The sequence below is a fragment of the Microbacterium testaceum genome, from assembly GCF_029761935.1.
GTDB lineage: Bacteria > Actinomycetota > Actinomycetes > Actinomycetales > Microbacteriaceae > Microbacterium > Microbacterium testaceum_A.
In genome coordinates, this window is record NZ_CP121699.1 from 3,164,710 (window position 1) to 3,184,913 (window position 20,204).

Consider the following 20,204-nt stretch of genomic DNA (forward strand, 5'->3'; position numbering starts at 1 on the left):
CCGGGCGTGTCGGTGGTGCGGCGTAGGCTCGGCTCATGGCCTGGCGCTTCGCTCTCGTGATCGACCCTGCGGCATCCGATGACGAAGGCGCCGACTACCACGACACGCTGCACGAGATCGACCCACACGGACCCGCCCTCGGGGTGGGCGAGCTCAGCGCCCAGCGCGGAGACGGCGTGTTCGAGAGCCTCGGTGTCGTCGACGGCCGTCCGCAAGAGGTCGGGCCGCACCTCGCGCGCCTCGCGCACTCCGCGGCGCTCTGCGACCTTCCCGCGCCGAACCTCGCCCAGTGGCGCGTCGCGATCGAGCGCGTGGCGCGCGAGGCGGGGGAGGGCGAGAACGTCATGAAGCTGCTGCTCAGCCGCGGCGTCGAGCACGGCCCCGCGCCGACGGCGTGGATCACGCTCGCCGACGCTCCCGACAACACGAGCGGGCGAACGAAGGGCGTCGCTGTCGCCACCCTTGATCGCGGCTACACCCTCGACGTCCCCGCGCGCGCTCCCTGGCTCCTGCTCGGGGCCAAGACGCTGTCGTACGCCGTCAACATGGCCGCCATCCGCGAGGCGAAACGTCGCGGGGCCGACGACGCCGTGTTCGTCACGAGCGACGGCTACCTGCTCGAGGCGCCCACGGCATCTGTCGTCCTGCGTGTCGGCGACCGCTTCGTCACGCCCGAGCCGCAGGCCGGCATCCTGCACGGGACGACGCAGCTCAGTCTGTTCGCGTACCTCGAGGGTCGCGGCTTCACCACGGCGTACGAGACGGTGCCGGCGAAAGACCTCGCCACCGCGGATGCCGCCTGGCTGCTGTCGAGCGTGCGGCTCGCGGCCCCGATCCGATCCGTCGACGGGATCGAGGTGCCGGTGGACCGCGCCTTCACCGATGAATTGAACGCCTACCTGCTCAGCCCCCGCGACTGAGCGGCCCGGGGAACGACGAGGGCCCCGCCGAAGCGGGGCCTTCGCACGGGACTGCTTATCCGAAGCGGCCCGAGACGTAGTCTTCGGTCGCCTGGACGCTGGGTGCGGTGAAGATCGACGCGGTGTCGTTGTACTCGATGAGCTTTCCGGGCTTGCCGGTGCCGGCGATGTTGAAGAACGCCGTCTTGTCGCTCACGCGCGAGGCCTGCTGCATGTTGTGCGTCACGATGACGATCGTGTACTCGCTCTTCAGCTCGCCGATCAGCTCTTCGATCGCGAAGGTCGAGATCGGGTCGAGGGCCGAGCACGGCTCGTCCATCAGCAGCACGTCGGGTGAGACGGCGATGGCGCGCGCGATGCACAGACGCTGCTGCTGACCGCCCGAGAGGCCGCCGCCGGGCTTGTCGAGACGATCCTTGACCTCGTTCCAGAGGTTGGCGCCGCGCAGCGACTTCTCGACCAGTGCGTCGGCGTCGCTCTTCGGCATCCGCTTGTCGTTGAGCTTCGCGCCGGCCAGCACGTTCTCGCGGATCGACATGGTCGGGAACGGGTTGGGGCGCTGGAAGACCATGCCGACGTGGCGACGCACGAGCACGGGGTCGACGCCCGGACCGTAGAGGTCGTCGCCGTCGATGAGCACGCGGCCCTCGACGCGACCGCCGGGGATGACCTCGTGCATGCGGTTCAGCGTGCGCAGGAACGTGGACTTGCCGCAGCCCGAGGGGCCGATGAAGGCGGTGACCGAGCGGGGCTCGATGTCGATCGAGACGCCCTCGACCGCGAGGAAGTCGCTGTAGTAGACGTTGAGGTCCTGGACCTCGATGCTCTTGGACACGAGTGAGTGCCTTTCTGGGCTCAGCGCGCCTTGGGCGCGAACACCGCCGCCACGATACGGGCGATCAGGTTGAAGATGACGACGAGGACGACGAGCAGGAAGGCCGCACCCCAGGCGTTCGCCTGAGACGCATCGATGTCCTGACCGGGGAAGCTGTACGCGGTGTAGGCCATCACGGGGAGGGTCTGCATCGGGCCTTCGAACGGGTTGGCGTTGAAGTTGTCGGTGAAGCTCGCCGCGATGAAGATCGGCGCGGTCTCACCGACGACGCGGGCCACCGCCAGTACGACACCGGTGATGATTCCCGATGCGGCGGTGCGCAGCACGACCTTGATGATCGTCGCCGAGCGCGGCACGCCCAGCGCGAGGGACGCCTCGCGCAAGTCGGCCGGGACGAGGCGCAGCATCTCTTCGGTGGAGCGGATGACGATCGGGATCATCAGTACGCAGAGGGCGATGGATGCCGAGAACCCGCTGAACGCCTTCGGACCGACGACCAGGCTGAACAGCGAGAACGCGAACAGACCGGCGACGATCGAGGGGATGCCGGTCATCACGTCGACGAGGAAGGTGATCGCGCGACGCAGTGGGTTGTTCGGCTGTGCGTACTCGACCAGGTAGACCGCGGCGAGGACCCCGATCGGCACCGAGATGAGGGCGGCGATACCCGTGATGATGAGGGTGCCCGTGATGGCCTGCCAGGCGCCCGCCGTCGCGACGACCTCGAGGGTGTCGGGGTTGAAGGCGGTGCCGCCCACCTGCGTGACGAAGTTCCAATTGACCACCGCGAGGCCCTTGGAGACCACGGTCCACAGGGTCGAGATGAGGGGTGCGACCGCGAGGAGGAACGCGACGGTCACCAGGCCGCGGACGACGCGGTCCACCGCCTTGCGGCGATTCTCGACGATCGAGGACCCGACCCCGATGGCGATCAGGTACAGCACCGCCGAGAGGATCAGCCACGTCGCCAGGGTGAAGCCGCCCAGCAGGAGCTGGAGGACCGCGACCACGACGGCCACGCCGACCAGGAGCGCGGGCTCGATGAAGCGGGGCAGCTGGCCGCTGGTGAGGGCCAGGGGAGACGAGGACGAGGGGGCCGTGACGGTCATGAGCGCTTGCCCTTCTTGCGACCCTTCGCACCGGGGCCCGTCGCCCCGATGATGTAGCGGGCGAGCATGTTCACCGCGAGAGAGACGACGAACAGCATGAGGCCGGTACCGATCAGCGCCGAGCGCTGGAGGTCGGTGGCGATGGGGAAGTTCAGCGCGATGTTGGCCGCGATGGTCTGCGAGTTGTATCCGTCGGTGAGCAGCAGCACCGAGTAGATCAGGCTGGGCGAGACGATCAGCGCGATGGCCATCGTCTCTCCGAGCGCACGGCCGAGGCCGAGGAGCGTGGCCGAGACCATGCCGCTGCGGGCGTAGGGGAAGACCGCGAGGCGGATCATCTCCCAGCGCGTGGCGCCCAGCGCGAGGGCGGCCTCTTCGTGCAGGCGCGGGGTCTGCAGGAAGATCTCGCGCGTGATCGAGGTGACGATCGGGAGGATCATCACGGCGAGGACGACACCACCGGTGAACATCGTCGAACCCGTGGTCGAGACCGGGCCCTGGAAGAGCGGGATCCAGCCGAGGTACTGGTTGAGGAACTCACCGACCGGCACGAGCAGCGGGCGCATGACGATGATGCCCCACAGACCGAAGACGATCGAGGGGACCGCGGCCAGCAGGTCGACGATGTAGCCGAGGAAGCCGGCGATCCGACGCGGGGCGTAGTGCGAGATGAACAGCGCGATGCCGATGGCGACCGGCGTGCCGATGACCATGGCGATGAGCGCGGCCCAGATGCTGCCGAACAGCAGCGGGCCGACGTACTCCCAGAAGTTGGTCCAGCTGCCGTTCTGGTAGCCGGCGAGGTCGCCCTCGGTCCAGTTGCCGGTGATCGCGGGGATGCCGCGGATGATCAGGAAGATCGCCACCCCGGCGAGGATGATCATGATCGACACGGCGGCCGTGGTCGACAGCCCCAGGAAGACCGAATCGCCGACGCGGCGCTTGCCGACGATCGACGTCCGAGGCGGGGGAGGGGAGGACGGGGCGGTCTCTGTGTCAGCGACGGTGTCAGTCACGGGGGACCTCACGCTCGGCACGGGTCATGGTTCTCCTCGGTCGGGTGTTCTCTGAGGATGCTGGCTCAGCGGAGCGTTCGAGCTGGTCGACCGCTCCGATCAGCCCGGCCCGGTCCGCACATGAGGTGCGGGCCGGGCCGAGTCCGAAGAGATGTTTACTTGATCGACGCGAGGGTCTCGGCAGCAGCCGAGAGCACCGAGTCGGGCAGCGGCGCGGAGCCGGCGTTCTTGGCCGCGACCTGCTGGCCGAGCGTGCTGGTCACGAAGCCGAGGTACGACTTCACGAGCTCGGACTGCTTGGCGTCCTTGAAAGTGGTGCAGGTGACGGCGTACGACACGAGCGGGATCGGGTACGTCTCAGCGGTGAGCTTCGAGTAGTCGAACTTCTTCGACAGGTCGCCGGCGACACCGTTGCTGGCGTCGACCGCGGCGGCCGCGAAGGTCGCGGTGACGGCCTCGGGGCTGTACGCGATGGCGGTGCCGTCCTGGATGATCGACGCGGCGTTCAGGCTGCCGATGGCGGAGTGGTCGGCGTAGCCGATGGTTCCGGTGCCGGCCTTGACGGCCTCGACGACGCCCGAGCCACCCTTCTGCTTCGACACGTTGCCCTCGATGGGCCAGTCCTTGCCCGCGGGCGAGGTCCAGACCGACGACTGCGTCGCGGCGAGGTAGTTTGTGAAGTTCTGCGTGGTGCCCGAGCCGTCGGAACGCGCGACGGTGGTGATGGCGCCGGCGGCGAGGGCCGTGCCGTTGTCCTTGGTGATGGCCGGGTCGGACCAGTCGGTGATCTGCAGAGCGAAGATCTTCGCGATCGTCTCGCCCGAGAGCTTCAGGCTCGTGACGCCGGGGATGTTGAAGATGATGGCCACGCCGTCGAGGTAGACGGGGATGTTGACGCCACCCTCGGTGCAGAGGGCCTTGGACTGGGCCGTCTGGTCCGCGTTCAGCGGCGAGTCGGACCCGGCGAAGTCGTACGCGCCGCTGAGGAAGTTGGTGACGCCACCGCCGGAGCCCTGCGACTTGTCGTAGTTGATGGTGACGCCCTTTGCCTGGGCGTTGTAGGCGCTGGTCCACGCGGCCTGCGCGTTGGCCTGGGCGCTCGAGCCACCCGCGGTGATCGTGCCCGAGAGGTTCGGGTCGATGGTGAACGCGACGTCGGACGAGGTAGACGAGGGGGTCGAGCCCGCGGCGTCGCCGGAGCCCGAGGGGCCGGCGCAGCCGGCGAGGGTCAGGGAGGCCACGGCGGCCACGGTGCCCAGCTGGGCGAGTCGGGAGATCTTCACGGTGTGAATCCTTCGCATGTCGGGAACAGGAACCCGGTGCAGGGTTCGTCGTGAACGGTAAACAGCGACTGCTAACAGACTGCGTTGCACGGGTGAACGGAAGGTGAACCGGGGCGGCCGTTCCGGGGTGTTTCCCCGGGGGTTGTACTGTTCATCCCCGTGACGACCTCCGCTTCCGAAGCTCAGGCCCCGCTCGACCGGACGGGGGCCGCGGCTCCCGCGCGCACCCTGATCGACATCCTCACTGGCGTCGCGTCTCGGCATCCGGAGGCCTCCGCGATCGACGACGGATCGGGAGCCCTCAGCTACCGCGAACTGCTCGCGCGGGTGTGGCGGACGGCGGCGGCCCTGCACGAGGCGGGGGTGCGTCGGGGCGACCGCGTGGGCGTCCGCATGCCGTCCGGGTCGAAGGAGCTGTACGTCTCGATCCTCGCGGTCATGGCGGCGGGCGCCGCTTACGTGCCGGTGGATGCCGATGACCCCGACGAGCGCGCGCGCCTGGTGTTCGGCGAAGCCGGGGTGCGCGGCATCGTCGCGGGGGAGGGGGAATTCGTCGCGGCCGAGGGCGATCTCGTCCGTCTCTACGACGGAGCGGCACCGCACCCGAGCACGAGTGCCGTCCCCATCGTCGCCCCGCCCACGATCGACGACGACGCGTGGATCATCTTCACCTCGGGATCCACGGGCGTCCCGAAGGGGGTGGCGGTGTCTCACCGTTCCGCGGCGGCGTTTGTCGAGGCGGAGGGGCGGATTTTCCTGCAGGGCGAGCCGCTCGGCCCCGGCGACCGCGTGCTGGCCGGACTGTCGGTCGCGTTCGACGCCTCGTGCGAGGAGATGTGGCTCGCCTGGGGACACGGGGCGTGCCTCGTGCCGGCTCCTCGTTCTCTCGTGCGCTCGGGGGAGGACCTGGCCCCGTGGTTGCTGCGGCAGGGGATCACGGTCGTCTCGACCGTTCCGACCCTCGCCGCGATGTGGCCGGCCGACTCGATCGAGAACGTGCGCCTGCTGATCTTCGGCGGAGAGGCGTGTCCGCCCGAGCTCGCCGCTCGCCTCGTGGCCGAGGGGCGCGAGGTGTGGAACACCTACGGTCCGACCGAGGCCACCGTCGTGGCGTGCGCGGCTCCGCTCGACGGCTCTCTGCCCGTGCGCATCGGCCTGCCCCTCGACGGGTGGGCCCTCGCCGTGGTGGATGCCGAGGGACTCCCCGTCGCCGAGGGCGCGGTGGGCGAGCTGATCATCGGCGGTGTCGGCCTCGCCCGGTATCTCGATCCCGCGAAGGACGCCGAGAAGTACGCACCGATGCCGACCCTCGGGTGGGAGCGGGCGTATCGCTCGGGAGACCTCGTGCGCTTCGAGCGCGAGGGGCTGGTGTTCCAGGGGCGCGCGGACGATCAGGTCAAGGTGGGCGGCCGCCGGATCGAGCTCGGCGAGGTCGAGTCGGCCCTGCAGGATCTTCCGGACGTGAGCGCGGCGACCGTGGCGGTGCGGACCACCGAAGCGGGGGTGCCGGTCCTCGTCGGCTATCTCGTGATGGAGGTCGGAGCCGAGCTCGATCGCGGGGCTGCCCGTGCGGCTCTCGCGGAACGACTCCCGGCCGCGACCATCCCCCTCCTCGGCGTGGTGGACTCGCTCCCGGTCCGCACCTCGGGCAAGGTCGACCGCGCGGCCCTCCCGTGGCCCCTGCCGGGGGTGGAAGCCCCCGCCGCGACGGACTTCTCGGTCGACGAGGCCTGGCTGGCCGAGCAGTGGCAGGCCGTTCTGGGCATTCCCGTCACCGAGCGCAAGGCCGACTTCTTCGATCTCGGTGGGGGGTCGCTCGCCGCCGCGCAGCTCGTCTCGCGCATCCGGGCACGGGTGCCGGAGTTCTCGGTCGCCGACATCTACGACGTACCGCGCCTCGGGGCCATGGCCAAGGCGCTGGGGCCGCAGCTCTCCGACGAGACGCCCGCCGCCTTCCACCGCGCCGAACCGACGCCGCGCACCACCCAATGGGCGCAGACCCTCCTCGGCGCTCCGCTGTTCATCCTCTCGGGTGTGCGGTGGCTGCTGTACCTGCTCACGGCCTCGGCGCTCCTTCGGCTCGTCCCCGGATTCGACGTGCTGCCGTCGGTGCCCTGGCCGGCTCTCGTCGTCGGTCTCCTCGTCTTCGCGACGCCGTTCGGGCGCATGGCCATCGCCGTGGCATCCGCTCGACTTCTTCTCTCCGGCGTGCGCCCCGGCGACTATCCGCGGGGCGGGTGGGTGCACATCCGGCTCTGGCTCGCCGAGCAGATCGCCGATCAAGTGGATGCCGTGGGTCTGGCCGGAGCCCCCTGGGTGTCGTACTACGCCCGGGCGCTGGGCGCGCGGATCGGTCGGAACGTCGACCTGCACGCGTTGCCTCCCGTCACGGGGATGCTCGTCGTCGGCGACGGGGCCTCGATCGAGCCCGAGGTCGACCTGACCGGGTACTGGATCGACGGCGACCTCGTCCGCATCGGCGACCTGCGCATCGGCGCCGAGGCCACGGTCGGCGCTCGCTCGACGCTCGCACCCGGCACCCGCATCGGTCGTCGTGCCGAGATCGCGCCGGGCTCGGCCGTCTTCGGACGCGTCAAGGCGGACCAGTCGTGGGCGGGATCGCCCGCCGTCCGCGTGGGCGGGACGGCGAAGGGGTGGCCGACGCAGCGGCCGCCGGCGCCCACCCGCTGGCTGTGGGCCTACGCGGCGTCGGCGGTGGTGCTCGCTCTTCTCCCGCTCGCCTCCTTCACCGTGGGTGGTCTCGTCGTGGCGCAGGGGATCCGCGGGGCGGGCGATCTCGGCCACGCGGCCGCGGGCGCCTTCGCCTGGCTCGTCCCGGGTGTCGCCGTCGCGGGCCTGGTGTTCGCGGCATCCGTGGTGCTTCTCGTGCGCGTGATGTCGATCGGCCTCACCGAGGGCACCCACCCGGTGCGCAGCCGCGTGGCGTGGCAGGCGTGGACGATCGAAAGACTCCTGGATGCCGCCCGCACGGTGCTCTTCCCCCTCTACTCCTCGCTGTTCACGCCCGTGTGGCTGCGCATGCTGGGTGCGCGCGTCGGACACGACGTCGAGGCCTCGACGGTTCTTCTCATCCCGTCGATGACGCGCATCGAAGACGGGGCGTTCCTCGCCGACGACACGATGGTCGCGTCGTACGAACTGCGCGCGGGGTGGATGCGCATCGGGCCCGTACGGATCGGCAAGCGCGCCTTCCTCGGCAACTCCGGAATGGCCGCGCCCGGCCACCGCGTTCCTCGGGACGGGCTGGTCGCCGTGCTGTCCGCGGCTCCGATGAAGGCCAAGGCGGGATCGTCGTGGTTGGGCTCGCCCGCGGTGCGTCTTCGCCGGCTCTCGGCCGAGGGCGACGAGTCGCGCACCTATCGACCGACCGCGAGCCTGCGTCTCGCGCGGACGCTGTGGGAGCTGTGCCGCTTCGTGCCGGTCGTCGTCACCTGCGCGATTGGCCTCGGCGTGATCTTCGCTCTCGCCGCGCTCTGGGACGCGCTCGGTCCGGTGTGGACGCTGCTGTTGTCGGGCGTCGTGCTGCTCGCGGCGGGGGCTGTCGCCGCGGGGTTCTCGACCGCGGCGAAGTGGGCCATCGTCGGCGTGATCCGCGCGGGCGAGCAGCCGCTGTGGTCGAGCTTCGTCTGGCGCACCGAAGTGTCGGACACCTTCACCGAGATGGTCGCGGCCCCGTGGTTCGCGCGCGCGGCGGCGGGAACCCCGGCGCTCGCCGTCTGGCTGCGCAGCCTCGGCGCGAAGATCGGTCGCGGCGTGTGGTGCGACAGCTATTGGCTGCCCGAACCCGACCTGGTCACGTTGGGCGACGCGTCAACCGTCAACCGCGGATGCGTCGTTCAGACGCACCTGTTCCATGATCGAATCATGAGTATGGATACCGTCGAGCTGGAGCCGGGGTCGACCCTCGGTCCGCACAGCGTCGTCCTCCCCGCCTCCACCCTCGGCGCGCACGCGACCGTGGGGCCCGCCTCGCTCGTCATGCGCGGTGAGACCGTCCCGGTCGGTTCGCGGTGGAGCGGCAACCCCATCGGTCCGTGGCGCGCGGTGAAGGTGCGCGCGTACCAGTCGACGACGTGAGCGTGGCCGACCCCTACGCCCCGCAGAGCGGCGACCTCTCGTACGACGTCGAGTCGTACGACCTCGCGATCGGCTATCGCGTCCGCACGAACCGCCTCGACGGCGTCGCCACGATCGTCGCGGTCGCGCGGGAGGCCGTGCCGTCGTTCGCCCTCGATCTCGTCGGCCTTCGAACGTCGCGCGTGCGCGTCGACGGTGCGATCGCGCGATTCTCGGCGGGGCCGCGGGTCCTGCGGGTGACACCCCCGCGGGCTCTCGCCGCCGGGGACCGCTTCGAGGTCGAGGTGACCTACGCGGGTGCGCCCGCTCCCCGCCGGTCGCGGTGGGGAACCGTGGGCTGGGAGGAGCTGTCCGACGGCGCTCTCGTCGCGGGGCAGCCCATCGGCGCCCCGACATGGTTCCCGTGCAACGACCGCCCCGACAACAGGGCGCGCATGCGCCTCGAGATCACGGTCGACGACGGCTACGTCGCCGCCGCCACCGGCGTCGCGGGCCCCACTACGCGGCGGGGCGGCCGGACGACGACGACGTTCGTCTCCGACGTCCCCACGGCGACGTACCTGGCGGCCGTGCACGTCGGTCGGTACCGCACGCGTCAGCTCGAGGGCACCGGTGACGCCCTGGTGCCCGCCGTCACGGTCACCGCCCCTCCCGCCCTGACCGCCGCGGTCGATCGCGCCTTCGCGACGGTGCCCGACATGCTGCGGGCCTTCGACCGCTTCTTCGGGCCGTACCCCCAAGAAGCGTGCACCCTCGTGGTGACCGCCGACGAGCTCGAGATCCCCCTCGAGGCGCAGGGGCTCGCCGTGTTCGGGATGAACCACCTCGTTCCCGCCGCGCAGCGTCTGGTGGCGCACGAGCTGGCCCATCAGTGGTTCGGCAACAGCGTCGGCATCGCCCGGTGGAGCGACATCTGGCTCAACGAGGGCTTCGCCTGCTACGCGGAGTGGCTGTGGTCGGAGACCTCGGGCGGGGCCTCCGTCGAGTCGTGCGTCGCGGACTATTACGCGCGACTCGCCGCGAAGCCGCGCGACCTCCTGCTGGTCGATCCCGGACCCGATGACATGTTCGACGACCGGGTCTACAAGCGCGGGGCCCTGACGCTGCACGCGCTGCGTCGCACCCTCGGCGACGAGGCGTTCTTCGATCTCCTGCGGTCGTGGACGGCGGACCACCGCCATGCCCTCGTCACCACGGATGATTTCCGCGCCGCGGTCGAGCGCGCCGGGGGACCGGATGCCGCGGCGGTGCTGTCGCGGTGGATCGACGACGTGGCAGTGCCCGCGCGACCCTGACGGCCGGCTCGCGCGACGAGCTCTGCTCCAGCGGGTCGCGATCCCGGCTTCTTGGACCACCGCCCGGCGCTCGCATGCGTCTGAAGGGTCGGACAATCCGGGGGTACGAGCGCGCCGCGACGACGGTGCGTGAACCTTCTGGTGGGGATGAGCACGTCGATCCCTCCCCCCTGCGCCCGAATCGCGATGCGCTCGCGCGCGGCCATGATCCTGGTGCGCTCACGCGGTTTCGCGATCCCGGCGCCGCGCACGCAGGCGCCGGCGTGCGGTCGGGCGCGCCCGGATGCGGACGCACCTGCCGGGGATCACGGAAACCATCGGACGGCGTCGCGCTCTGACCTTCGAGACCCCGCCGCCCGTTAGAAGGGTGGGGGTGTGCCGTCGTCGTCGGGGTCGGGCGGGGGTGGGTCGTCGGGGAGGAAGCGGACGGCGGGGGAGTAGGGGAGGGGTTCGTCGGTGTAGGTGCGGCCGGTGGGGCTGGTCCAGTGGAGGATTCCGCCGGGGAGTTGTTTCACGCTCCAGCGGGTGAACTGCTTCTGGGTGTGGTGGCGTTGGCAGAGGTGGGCGAGGTTTGCGACGTGGGTGGGGCCGCCGAGGGCGTGGTCGCGGGTGTGGTCGACTTCGCAGCGGATGGCGGGGACGGTGCACCCGGGCCAACGGCAGCGGCGGTCGCGGGCGCGGAGGTAGCGGTCGATGGCGGTGGTGCGGTGGTAGGTGTCGGTGTGGAGGACGGCACCGGTGACGGGGTGGGTGATGACGCGGTCCCAGGGTAGGGTGGTGGCTTCGGCGAGGCTGCGGGCGGTGGCGGCGTCGAGGGGGCCGTGCCCGATGAGGTCGGCGGGGTCGTGATGCTCGGCGGTGGGGTCGAGGATCGTGAGGGCCGGGACGACGACCTGGACGCGGGCGCGGATGGTTCCGAGGGTGCCGGGGCCGTCGTCGGTGCGGGTGGGGTCGGCTTCGGGGGCTGCGGTGAGGAGCAGGTCGGTGAGGATGTCGGCGCGGAGCTGCGCGGTGGTGCGTTCGTCGCTGGCTGCCTGGGGGTCGTCGAGGCGGGCGTCGATGAGGGCTCTGGCTTGGAGGGTGAGGCGGTCGTGGATTCCGATGGCGAGGACGGTGGGGAGGGTGGCGACGAGGTCCGACATTCCGTCGGGGCCGGTCACGATTCTCACGCATCGGGTGTCGCGGCCGCGGTGGTGGCGCTCGGTGAGGGTGGTGGGGTACAGGCGTTCGGCGAGGGCGGCGAGGCGTGAGCGGAGGCGCCCGGGGCTGAGGCCTTCTGCGGTGCTCACCGCGAGGGCGTCGAACTGTTCCCGCACCTCGACGGGGAGGGGTGAGCCGACATCGAGGATGGTGTTCACGTGGGTGCGGGTCAGGGCACCGGCCTCCCACGCCGACAACGTGTCGGGGTAGTCGTCGACGAGGGTCATCGCCCGGGTGATCTGGGTCTGCACGGTGCGGTCGGAGAGGTTCTCGGCCGCGGCGATCTCGGATGCCACCTCGCGCAGGGCGAGCTCGGCGGCGCGGGAGGACGCGCACTGTCCCGCCATGACGTCGAGGGCGAGGTGGCCGGCCTCGGCGAGGGCGCGGGTGCGGGCAGCGTCGGCTGCAGCGAGAGCCGTCCTGGCGCGGTGGACCTCGTCGACGAGCACCGACAGAACGCGGGGTCCGTCGGTGGGGTTCGTCGCGGAGGAGCCATCGTGCATGTGTGCATGCTAGCGGGGACCTCCGACATTGCGACGGGAGGAAAACCCCAGGTGGGGATAACTTATCGCGGAGCAGTCCTGTGGAGGAACGGCGTCGAGAGGGACGGTCAGGCGTCTGCAGCGACGGTCTCCGCGGGCGCAGGCGTCGCCACAGCGAGCACGACGCCGTCAGGACCGTCGAGGTCCCATCCTCGCCATCCGCGAGCGCCTGCGACGAGCTCGTCGTCGCTTCTCGACCACGCCTGACCACGCGGAACCGGCCGCACCCGAGCCAGCCATGTCGTACCGTCGAGCGCCACCTCCACCTGCTGCGGGTCCACGACGATGCCCCGTCCGTCCGCTTTGAGGACGGCTTCCACCCGCGCCCACGCCCGGGCCTGCGCGCGGTCCGGTCCCCCCGCAGGGGACGCCCGGGTGATTCTCTCGGCAACCCCGGTGGGCCAGAGATACGCCTCCGCCGGAAGCACCCGCTCCAGACCCCCCGCATCGGCGGGCACCGCGTCCAGCCCGACGCGCTCGTAACCCCGCGCCGCCACCGCGACGGCCCACCCCTCGACGTACGACACCGAGACCGCGGCATCCGCCCCCTCCACGCGGATGCGGCCGTGGTCCCCGCCGCACGCGGGGCAGCGTGAGCGGAACCGAGCGCCCGGCAGGAGCTCGGCCAGCAGAGCCCGCGACACGTCTCGGCGCGCGGAGCCCGCGGGGACCTCGCGCCAGACGAGACGGATGCCGCTGGGAAGCGTCACACCTTTGGTTCGTGCGTCTCGATGGCCACGATGCCGGCGCCGGGGTGCTCGACGGGGATATGCACGACCGAGAACGCCGCGGGCTCCAGCGCCGAAGCGCTCCCGAGGTACGAGCCGCCCATGGTTCCGGTCGCGAGCGCGAGCTCGTGCAGGATGTCGGGCAGGACGGGTCGGTGGCTCGACACGACGACCGGCTTGCGCGCGCGCACCCGTTCGCCGATGAGCGACCGGGCGTCGGCGTGGCCCTCTTCCCACGCGTCCTGGCTGACAGCCTCGGTCAGGTGGATGCGCTGGCCGAGGGCTTGGGCGAGGGGAGCGGCGGTGCGGACACAGCGCTCGGCGGGGCTCGAGTAGACCCGACGCACACCGAAGGCGAGGAGGGGACCGACGATCGCCTCGGCCTGGCGGCGCCCGCGCGGGGTCAGGGGGCGGGCGCTGTCGGAGCCCTCCCACTCCTCGCGGGCCCGCGCCTTGCCGTGGCGCAACACGACGATCGGGAAGGTGGGCAGGGCCCCCTCTTCGACGATCCGCGTGAACTCGTCGAGGATCTCGATGTCGACGGGGTAGCTGAGGTTCTTTCGGGCCTTCTTCAGGCTCACCCACTCGATCGCCGCGACCTCTTTGTTCGGCACGAACGTCGAGCTGCGCACGGCGGCATCGGTCGCCTCGGCCGCCCAGTAGTGCACGATCTTGGTGCGTGAGCTCGGCATCCGGTATCGAGAGACCCCGACGGGCACCCCGAGCGAGACGCGGATGCCGGTCTCTTCACGGATCTCGCGCACGGCGGTCTCGGCGAGCGTCTCGCCGGGGTCGACCTTGCCCTTCGGGAGGGTCAGATCCCGGTACTTCGTGCGGTGGATGAGCAGGATGCGGAGCTTCCCCTCGACCTGCCGCCACACCACACCGCCGGCCGCGTAGACGGCGGTCTCGATCTCGGTCCTCGTCACCGCGCCGTCCGGGCCCGACGCTTGCGCTGGACGAGAGCCATCGTGTGCTCCTGCAGGTCGATGAGGGGCGCCCCGGCATCGTCGACGCTGTGCCGCGTCCACTCGCCCTCGGAGCCCAGGTGCCACGAGCTCGTGCCGTCGTCCATCGCCAGGGTGAACAGGGTCGTCAGCTCTTGCACCTGCACGGGGTCGACCACGCGAACAAGGGCCTCGACGCGGCGGTCGAGGTTGCGGTGCATCATGTCGGCGCTGCCGATGAACACCTGCGGGTCGCCGTCGTTCTCGAACGTGAAGATGCGGGAGTGCTCGAGGTAGCGGCCGAGGATGGAGCGCACCGTGATGTTCTCGCTCATCCCGGGGACGCCGGGTTTGATCGAGCAGATGCCGCGCACCCACACTTCGACGGGCACGCCCGCCTGGCTCGCGCGGTACAGGGCATCGATGATCTCTTCGTCGACCATCGAGTTGACCTTGATCCGCACCCCCGAGGGCTTGCCCTCGAGAGCGTTGCGGCGCTCCTTGTCGATGTGGCGCAGGAGCCCTCGGCGCAGGTGCAGGGGTGCGACGAGCAGACGCTTGAACTTCTTCTCGATCGCGTACCCGCTCAACTCGTTGAACAGACGCGTGAGGTCGCGACCGACCTGGTCGTCGACGGTGAACAGGCCGAAGTCCTCGTAGATACGGCTCGTCTTGGGGTTGTAGTTGCCCGTGCCGACGTGGCTGTAGTGGCGCAGGCGCCCCTCTTCTTCGCGGATGACGAGGGCGAGCTTGCAGTGGGTCTTGAGGCCGACGAGGCCGTAGACGACGTGGACGCCCGCCTTCTCGAGCTTGCGCGCCCAGACGATGTTGTTGGCCTCGTCGAAGCGGGCCTTCACCTCGACGAGCGCGAGCACCTGCTTGCCGGCCTCGGCCGCGTCGATGAGCGCCTGCACGATGGGGCTGTCGCCCGACGTCCGGTACAGCGTCTGCTTGATCGCGAGCACGTGCGGGTCGCGGGCGGCCTGCTCGAGGAAGGCCTGCACGCTCGTCGCGAACGACTCGTAGGGGTGGTGCACGAGCACGTCGCCCTTGCGGATCGCGCCGAACAGGTCGGCGCGGCCGTTCTGCTCGGGCGGCTGGAAGGCCAGAGCCGTCTTGGGTACGTGCGGCGGGTAGCGCAGATCGGGCCGGTCGATGCGCGAGAGGTCGAACAGGCCGCGCAGATCGAGGGCGCCGGGAAGGCGGTAGACCTCCTGCTCGGTGATGTCGAGCTCGCTCAGCAGCAGCGAGCGGGTCACGTCGTCCATGTCCTCGGTGATCTCGAGGCGGATGGGCGGGCCGAAGCGGCGACGCAGGAGCTCGGCCTCGAGCGCCTGGATGAGGTTCTCGGTCTCGTCCTCTTCGATCGTCATGTCCTCGTTGCGCGTCAAGCGGAACGCGTGGTGATCGAGGACCTCCATCCCGGGGAACAGGTCGCCGAGGTGGTTCGAGATGAGCTCCTCGAGCGGCAGGTAGCGCACGCCGGGCCCGTCTCCGCCGATCTCGACGAAGCGGGGGAGCATGGGGGGCACCTTGAGACGCGCGAACTCCTGGCGGCCCGTGCGGGCGTTGCGGATGCGGATCGCGAGGTTCAGCGACAGGCCCGAGATGTACGGGAACGGGTGCGCGGGGTCGACGGCCAGCGGCATGAGCACCGGGAAGACGTTGCGCTGGAAGTACTCGGTGAGCCGCTCGGCGGTGGGCTCGTCGAGCGAGTCCCACGTGACGACCTCGATACCGGCGTCGGCGAGAGCGGGGCGCACCTTCTCGGTCCAGGCGGCGGCGTGGCGGAGCTGCAGGCGGTGCGCCTCGGCCGAGATGTCGGCGAGCACGTCGAGCGGGGCGCGACCGACGTTGGTCGGGACGGCCAGGCCCGTGACGATGCGGCGCTTGAGGCCGGCGACGCGCACCATGAAGAACTCGTCGAGGTTGCTGGCGAAGATCGCGAGGAAGTTCGCGCGCTCGAGCACGGGGACCGTGGGGTCTTCGGCCAGTTCGAGCACGCGCTGATTGAACGACAGCCAGCTGATCTCGCGGTCGAGGTAGCGGTGGTCGGGAAGCTGGTCGTCCTCGGCCTCTACGGCCTCGTCGAAGTCGTCGTCGTCGGCGTCGCCGAGACCGGCATCCAGCGAGTCGTGTTCCATCATCCCCACATCATTGCAGGGGTCGGTGACACGGGAGTGAACACGCGGTGCGTGTGGCTTTATGCGGAGGGGGATGCCGCGGCGGGGGCGTCGTCTTCGTAGACGTTGAACCGGTACCCGACGTTGCGCACCGTGCCGATGAGCTGCTCGAGATCGCCGAGCTTCGCGCGCAGGCGTCGCACGTGCACGTCGACCGTGCGCGTGCCGCCGAAGTAGTCGTAGCCCCAGACCTCGCTCAGCAGCTGCTCGCGCGTGAAGACGCGCGAGGGGTGCGTGGCGAAGAAGTGCAGGAGCTGGAACTCCTTGTAGGTGAGGTCGAGGGGCTTGCCGTGCACCTTCGCCGAGTAGGACGACTCGTCGATCGTGATGCCCGAGGTCTGAATGCGCGTGGAGACCTGATCGGCGGCGCGACGGCCCATCGCGAGTCGGATGCGCGCGTCGATCTCGGCGGGACCGGCGCCGACCAGGACGACGTCGTCGATGCCCCAGTCGGTGGAGACCGCGGTGAGTCCGCCCTCGGTGACGATCAGCACGAGCGGCGCCTCGACGCCGGTGGTCGTCAGGATCTTGCTGAGCGACTTCGCGCCGACCAGGTCGAAGCGCGCGTCGACGAAGATGACGTCGGCGCTGGGGGCGTTCACCAGCTGCGCGGCCTCGGCGGGGATCTGTCGGACGCGGTGGCTCAGCAGTTCGAGCGCAGGCAGGGCCGCGCCGCCGCCCGGGGCGGAGCTGAGTACCAGAAGCTGTGCCAAGAGGACCTCCCGTGCGGCGTGCCGCGCACCCGATCATCTTAGGGTGACCGGCGCAGCCCCTCGACACCGGCGCTGCGCGTGCGCATCAGGGGGGTCGTGGGTGATGATGGGGGCATGTCCACGCCCGACCTCGCGCCGCGCCGCACCTTCGGCGGCGTCGTCGCCGTGTGGGTGCTCGCCGCGGTGGCGGGTGTGCTCATCGGTTTGTTCGCCCCCGAGCCCTGGCGCGCGCAGTGGATCACCGTGGCCCTGGGCGGCTGCATCATCGTGGCCTTCGCCGTGCAGCTCTGGTACGGGCGCTCGCAGGCCTTCATCCAGCGCATGGCGCTCAGCAGCGTCGGCGCGGTGGTGGTGCTCGGCATCATCACGGCGGGGTTCGGTCTCGCCGCGCTGGTGTCCGGCTAGGATCGAGCCATGGACCTTTTCGCGCTCGAAGCGTTCTTCGTGGGACTTCTCGGCCTCGCCTCGCTGGCGATCGCCTTCGTGTCCGGGACGGTCATCTGGAACCTCTACCGCGGCCAGCGCTGAGCGCGTCGTGATCGAGATCCCGACCGATCTTCCGGCTGACCTCGTTCCGCTCTCGTGGTTGGTCGGCGTCTGGGAGGGTACCGGCGTCATCGACTACGAGGTCGACGGTCGATCCTTCTCGGGTGAGTTCGCCCACCGGGTGAGCTTCAGCCACGATGGCGGTGCGTTCCTGAACTACTCCGCCGACGCGTGGCTCCTCGAGGGAGAAGAGCGGCGACCGCTCGTCTCCGAGATCGGCTACTGGCGCCTCGCGCGGCCGGTCGGAGACGCCGATGCCGGTCCCGGACTGCTCCCGGCGACTGCGGCCCCGGTGACCCGCACGGCCGATGACGTCGAAGCGCTTCGCAACACCGACGGCGGCTTCGACATCGAGGTGAGCCTGGCGCACGCCGACGGCATCCTCGAGCTCTACGTCGGGCAGGTGAAGGGCCCGCGCATCGACCTGGCGACGGATGCCGTCGTCCGCACGGCCGGAGCGAAGACCTACACCGCGGCCACCCGCCTCTACGGTCTCGTCGACAACCACCTGCTGTGGGCCTGGGACATCGCCGCCCTCGGTCGCGAGCTCGGCTCGCACGCCTCGGCTCGACTGGCTCGGGCGGAGTGAGCATGACCTCGTTCTCGGACGTCCCCGGTGCGGTCGTCGACGACCGGGGCCTCCGCCACGTCGGTGCTCCCGTCGCGGAGCAGCGCCGCTTGGCATCCGGATCCGCCCTCGCCCCGCTCGGTGACCGCCGAGTCATCACGGTCTCGGGCGAGGATCGACGCAGCTGGCTCGATTCCCTGTCGTCGCAGGCGCTCACGCACCTGGCGCCCGGGGTCTCGACCGAGTTCCTCATCCTCGACCCGCAGGGCCGTGTCGAACACGCCGCCTCGGTCGTCGACGACGGCGAGACCACGTGGCTCGTCGTCGACGCCTCCGACGCCGAGGCCCTCGCGACCTGGCTCACGCGCATGCGGTTCCGTCTGCGCGTCGTGGTGACCGATCGTTCGGACGAGTTGTTCGTCCTCGGTGGCACGCGCGAGGCCGTCAGCGCCCTCACGACCGTCGCACCCGTCTGGGTCGATCCGTGGCCCGACGTCTCTCCCGGCGGCTGGGCGTACGCCCGTGTCGACCCGCACCCGGGTGCCGACCGCGACTGGGCCGAAGCGATCGTGGATGCCGCGGAGTTCGAGCGCGTGATCGCGTCCGCCGCGGCGGGGCGGACGGCTCTGGCCGGTCTCGACGCCGTCGAGGCGCTGCGCGTGGCCGCGTGGCGTCCCCGGGTGTCCGTCGACGCCGACGAGCGGCTCCTCCCGCACGAGATGGACTGGCTCCGCACGGCGGTGCACCTGTCGAAGGGCTGCTACCGCGGCCAGGAGACGGTCGCCAAGGTGCACAACCTCGGTCACCCGCCGCGTCGCGTCGTGGCGTTGCAGCTCGACGGCAGCGACAACGTCCTCCCCTCTCGCGGAGACGTCGTCCGCGCGGGCGACACCGTGATCGGGGCCATCACCTCGGTCGCCGTGCACCACGAGGAGGGCCCCATCGCCCTCGCCCTCGTCAAGCGCACCGCCCCCGAGGGTGAGCCTCTCGTCGTCGACACCGCTGACGGCCCGCTCGCCGCCGCAGCCGAGACGGTCGTGCCGGCCGACGCCGGGGCCACCGCCTCGGTTCCCCGCTTGCCGCGCCTCGGGCGCCGCCGCGCCGCGGAATGAGCACCGACGACTCCTCGACGACCGTCGGGGTCGTCGTCGCCCGTTCGCGCTGGCGCACGACGCTGGGTCGTCGCTTCGTCCGCGTCCGCGAGTCGCTCCCCGCGATCGCCCAGATCGTCGTCGCCGCCACGGCCGCCTTCGCGTTCGCCCACGTCGTCCTCGGGCATCCGGTGCCGCTGCTGGCGGCGACCGTGACGGTGTCGAGCCTGGGCCTCGTCCGCGACGCACGTCCGTGGCGGGTGGCCGAGACGGTCATGGGCATGCTGGTCGGCATCCTGATCGCCGAGGTCGTGCTGATCGTGGCGGGCGCGGGATGGTGGCAGATCGCCCTCGCGATGACGGTCACGCTCGTGGTCGCACGCTTCCTCTCGCCGCAGCCGGGGTTCGCGCTCGCCGCGGTGGTGCAGTCGCTCATCGCCCTCGTCCTGGTCTCGGGCGTCCCGTTCCTCCGCCTGGTCGACGGCGCGGTCGGGGGTGTCGCGGCGCTGATCGTGACCGCGCTCATCCCGCGAACTCTGCGTCGCACCGAGTTGCGCGATGCCGACGAGCTATTCGACGCTATGGACGCGGCCATGGACACGATCGTTCGGGCCCTGCGCAAGGGCGACCGGGCCCGGGCGGAGCGCGGTCTCGAGCGTGCCCGTTCGCTGCAGACCTACGTCGACGCGTGGAGCGGGTCGCTCGAATCCGGTCGCGAGGTCGCCCGCATCTCGCCGTTCCTGCGCCGCCAGCGAACCGAACTCGACCGCCACGAGCGGGTGCGCGGGGCGCTGGATCTCACGACGCGGAATCTGCGCGTCGTCGCTCGGCGTGCGGCGTACCTCTGCGCCGACGGCGAGAGCCGGCCCGTTCCCGCCGACCTTCTGGCCGAGCTGGCCCGAGGGGCGGGGCTCGTGCGCGACGGCCTCGACGACATCTCACTCGAGCCCGTCGCCCGCGAGGCGATCGGGGCGGTCGCTCGGCGGCTCGACCCGGCGGTCCTCCTCCCGGACGGGCGCGTCGGTGAGCTCAACCTCATCGCGGCCCTGCGTCCGCTCGCCGTCGATCTGCTCGTCGCTGCCGGGATGCCCTCGGCCGACGCGCGCGAACTCCTGCCGCGCGTCTGAGGG

16 protein-coding genes are annotated in these 20,204 nt (G+C 70.8%); 7 read left to right on the forward strand and 9 right to left on the reverse strand.

Going from position 1 to position 20,204, the window contains the following annotated elements:
• The first annotated feature begins 35 nt into the window (after positions 1–35).
• Positions 36–920, forward strand: a complete 885-nt coding sequence (locus QBE02_RS15150; protein WP_279366468.1) for an aminodeoxychorismate lyase — start codon at positions 36–38, stop codon at positions 918–920.
• A gap of 55 nt (positions 921–975) precedes the next feature.
• On the opposite strand, the gene pstB is transcribed toward QBE02_RS15150, so the two are convergent.
• From pstB to QBE02_RS15170, 4 genes are all read right to left on the reverse strand, one after another.
• Positions 976–1,755 (reverse strand): phosphate ABC transporter ATP-binding protein PstB, encoded by a 780-nt coding sequence (gene pstB / locus QBE02_RS15155; protein WP_056229315.1) that lies wholly within the window; start codon positions 1,753–1,755, stop codon positions 976–978.
• A gap of 20 nt (positions 1,756–1,775) precedes the next feature.
• Entirely contained in the window at positions 1,776–2,864 is a 1,089-nt protein-coding gene (pstA, locus tag QBE02_RS15160) for a phosphate ABC transporter permease PstA (protein WP_279366469.1), read from the reverse strand.
• A complete protein-coding gene (gene pstC / locus QBE02_RS15165) occupies positions 2,861–3,880 on the reverse strand; it encodes a phosphate ABC transporter permease subunit PstC (RefSeq protein ID WP_074696616.1) in 1,020 nt (339 codons plus the stop codon). Before pstC ends, pstA begins: the two co-directional genes overlap by 4 nt.
• Before the next feature lie 155 nt (positions 3,881–4,035).
• Positions 4,036–5,163: an extracellular solute-binding protein gene (locus QBE02_RS15170; protein ID WP_279366470.1), complete on the reverse strand. Its 1,128-nt coding sequence runs from the start codon at positions 5,161–5,163 to the stop codon at positions 4,036–4,038.
• A gap of 159 nt (positions 5,164–5,322) precedes the next feature.
• On the opposite strand from QBE02_RS15170, the gene QBE02_RS15175 reads away from it, so the two are divergent.
• Positions 5,323–9,261 carry a Pls/PosA family non-ribosomal peptide synthetase gene (locus QBE02_RS15175; protein WP_279366471.1) on the forward strand — a complete coding sequence of 1,313 codons (3,939 nt, stop codon included), beginning with the start codon at positions 5,323–5,325 and terminating at the stop codon, positions 9,259–9,261.
• Positions 9,258–10,556 carry a M1 family metallopeptidase gene (locus QBE02_RS15180; RefSeq protein WP_279366472.1) on the forward strand — a complete coding sequence of 433 codons (1,299 nt, stop codon included), beginning with the start codon at positions 9,258–9,260 and terminating at the stop codon, positions 10,554–10,556. The genes QBE02_RS15175 and QBE02_RS15180 overlap by 4 nt, the downstream gene beginning before the upstream one ends.
• A 359-nt stretch (positions 10,557–10,915) precedes the next feature.
• Here the strand turns inward: QBE02_RS15180 and QBE02_RS15185 are convergent, their stop codons facing one another.
• The 5 genes from QBE02_RS15185 to QBE02_RS15205 all read right to left on the reverse strand — a co-directional run bounded on the left by QBE02_RS15185 (position 10,916) and on the right by QBE02_RS15205 (position 16,869).
• Positions 10,916–12,259, reverse strand: a complete 1,344-nt coding sequence (locus QBE02_RS15185; protein ID WP_279366473.1) for an HNH endonuclease signature motif containing protein — start codon at positions 12,257–12,259, stop codon at positions 10,916–10,918.
• A gap of 107 nt (positions 12,260–12,366) precedes the next feature.
• On the reverse strand, positions 12,367–13,008 hold the full coding sequence (locus tag QBE02_RS15190) for a hypothetical protein (RefSeq protein ID WP_279366474.1): 642 nt from the start codon (positions 13,006–13,008) through the stop codon (positions 12,367–12,369).
• Positions 13,005–13,955 (reverse strand): NUDIX hydrolase, encoded by a 951-nt coding sequence (locus QBE02_RS15195; protein WP_279366475.1) that lies wholly within the window; start codon positions 13,953–13,955, stop codon positions 13,005–13,007. Before QBE02_RS15195 ends, QBE02_RS15190 begins: the two co-directional genes overlap by 4 nt.
• Positions 13,952–16,120: an RNA degradosome polyphosphate kinase gene (locus QBE02_RS15200; protein ID WP_074696623.1), complete on the reverse strand. Its 2,169-nt coding sequence runs from the start codon at positions 16,118–16,120 to the stop codon at positions 13,952–13,954. Before QBE02_RS15200 ends, QBE02_RS15195 begins: the two co-directional genes overlap by 4 nt.
• A gap of 56 nt (positions 16,121–16,176) precedes the next feature.
• Entirely contained in the window at positions 16,177–16,869 is a 693-nt protein-coding gene (locus QBE02_RS15205) for a winged helix-turn-helix domain-containing protein (protein ID WP_056229289.1), read from the reverse strand.
• 114 nt (positions 16,870–16,983) lie between these two features.
• On the opposite strand from QBE02_RS15205, the gene QBE02_RS15210 reads away from it, so the two are divergent.
• The 4 genes from QBE02_RS15210 (at position 16,984) to QBE02_RS15225 (ending at position 20,201) form a co-directional block, all read left to right on the forward strand.
• On the forward strand, positions 16,984–17,274 hold the full coding sequence (locus tag QBE02_RS15210; RefSeq protein ID WP_279366476.1) for a hypothetical protein: 291 nt from the start codon (positions 16,984–16,986) through the stop codon (positions 17,272–17,274).
• Positions 17,275–17,404: 130 nt separating this feature from the next.
• Positions 17,405–18,004, forward strand: a complete 600-nt coding sequence (locus QBE02_RS15215; protein WP_279366477.1) for an FABP family protein — start codon at positions 17,405–17,407, stop codon at positions 18,002–18,004.
• Positions 18,005–18,006: 2 nt separating this feature from the next.
• Positions 18,007–19,095 carry a YgfZ/GcvT domain-containing protein gene (locus QBE02_RS15220; RefSeq protein ID WP_279366478.1) on the forward strand — a complete coding sequence of 363 codons (1,089 nt, stop codon included), beginning with the start codon at positions 18,007–18,009 and terminating at the stop codon, positions 19,093–19,095.
• Positions 19,092–20,201: an FUSC family protein gene (locus tag QBE02_RS15225; protein WP_279366479.1), complete on the forward strand. Its 1,110-nt coding sequence runs from the start codon at positions 19,092–19,094 to the stop codon at positions 20,199–20,201. Before QBE02_RS15220 ends, QBE02_RS15225 begins: the two co-directional genes overlap by 4 nt.
• The last annotated feature ends 3 nt before the right edge of the window (positions 20,202–20,204 follow it).

Bases quoted from the DNA above. Each gene is read 5' to 3' on its own strand.
- QBE02_RS15185 (WP_279366473.1), bottom strand. From the start codon at position 12,259: ATGCACGATGGCTCCTCCGCGACGAACCCCACCGACGGACCCCGCGTT.
- QBE02_RS15210 (WP_279366476.1), top strand. From the start codon at position 16,984: ATGTCCACGCCCGACCTCGCGCCGCGCCGCACCTTCGGCGGCGTCGTC.
- QBE02_RS15200 (WP_074696623.1), bottom strand. From the start codon at position 16,120: ATGATGGAACACGACTCGCTGGATGCCGGTCTCGGCGACGCCGACGAC.
- QBE02_RS15225 (WP_279366479.1), top strand. From the start codon at position 19,092: ATGAGCACCGACGACTCCTCGACGACCGTCGGGGTCGTCGTCGCCCGT.
- QBE02_RS15150 (WP_279366468.1), top strand. From the start codon at position 36: ATGGCCTGGCGCTTCGCTCTCGTGATCGACCCTGCGGCATCCGATGAC.
- QBE02_RS15220 (WP_279366478.1), top strand. From the start codon at position 18,007: ATGACCTCGTTCTCGGACGTCCCCGGTGCGGTCGTCGACGACCGGGGC.
- pstA (WP_279366469.1), bottom strand. From the start codon at position 2,864: ATGACCGTCACGGCCCCCTCGTCCTCGTCTCCCCTGGCCCTCACCAGC.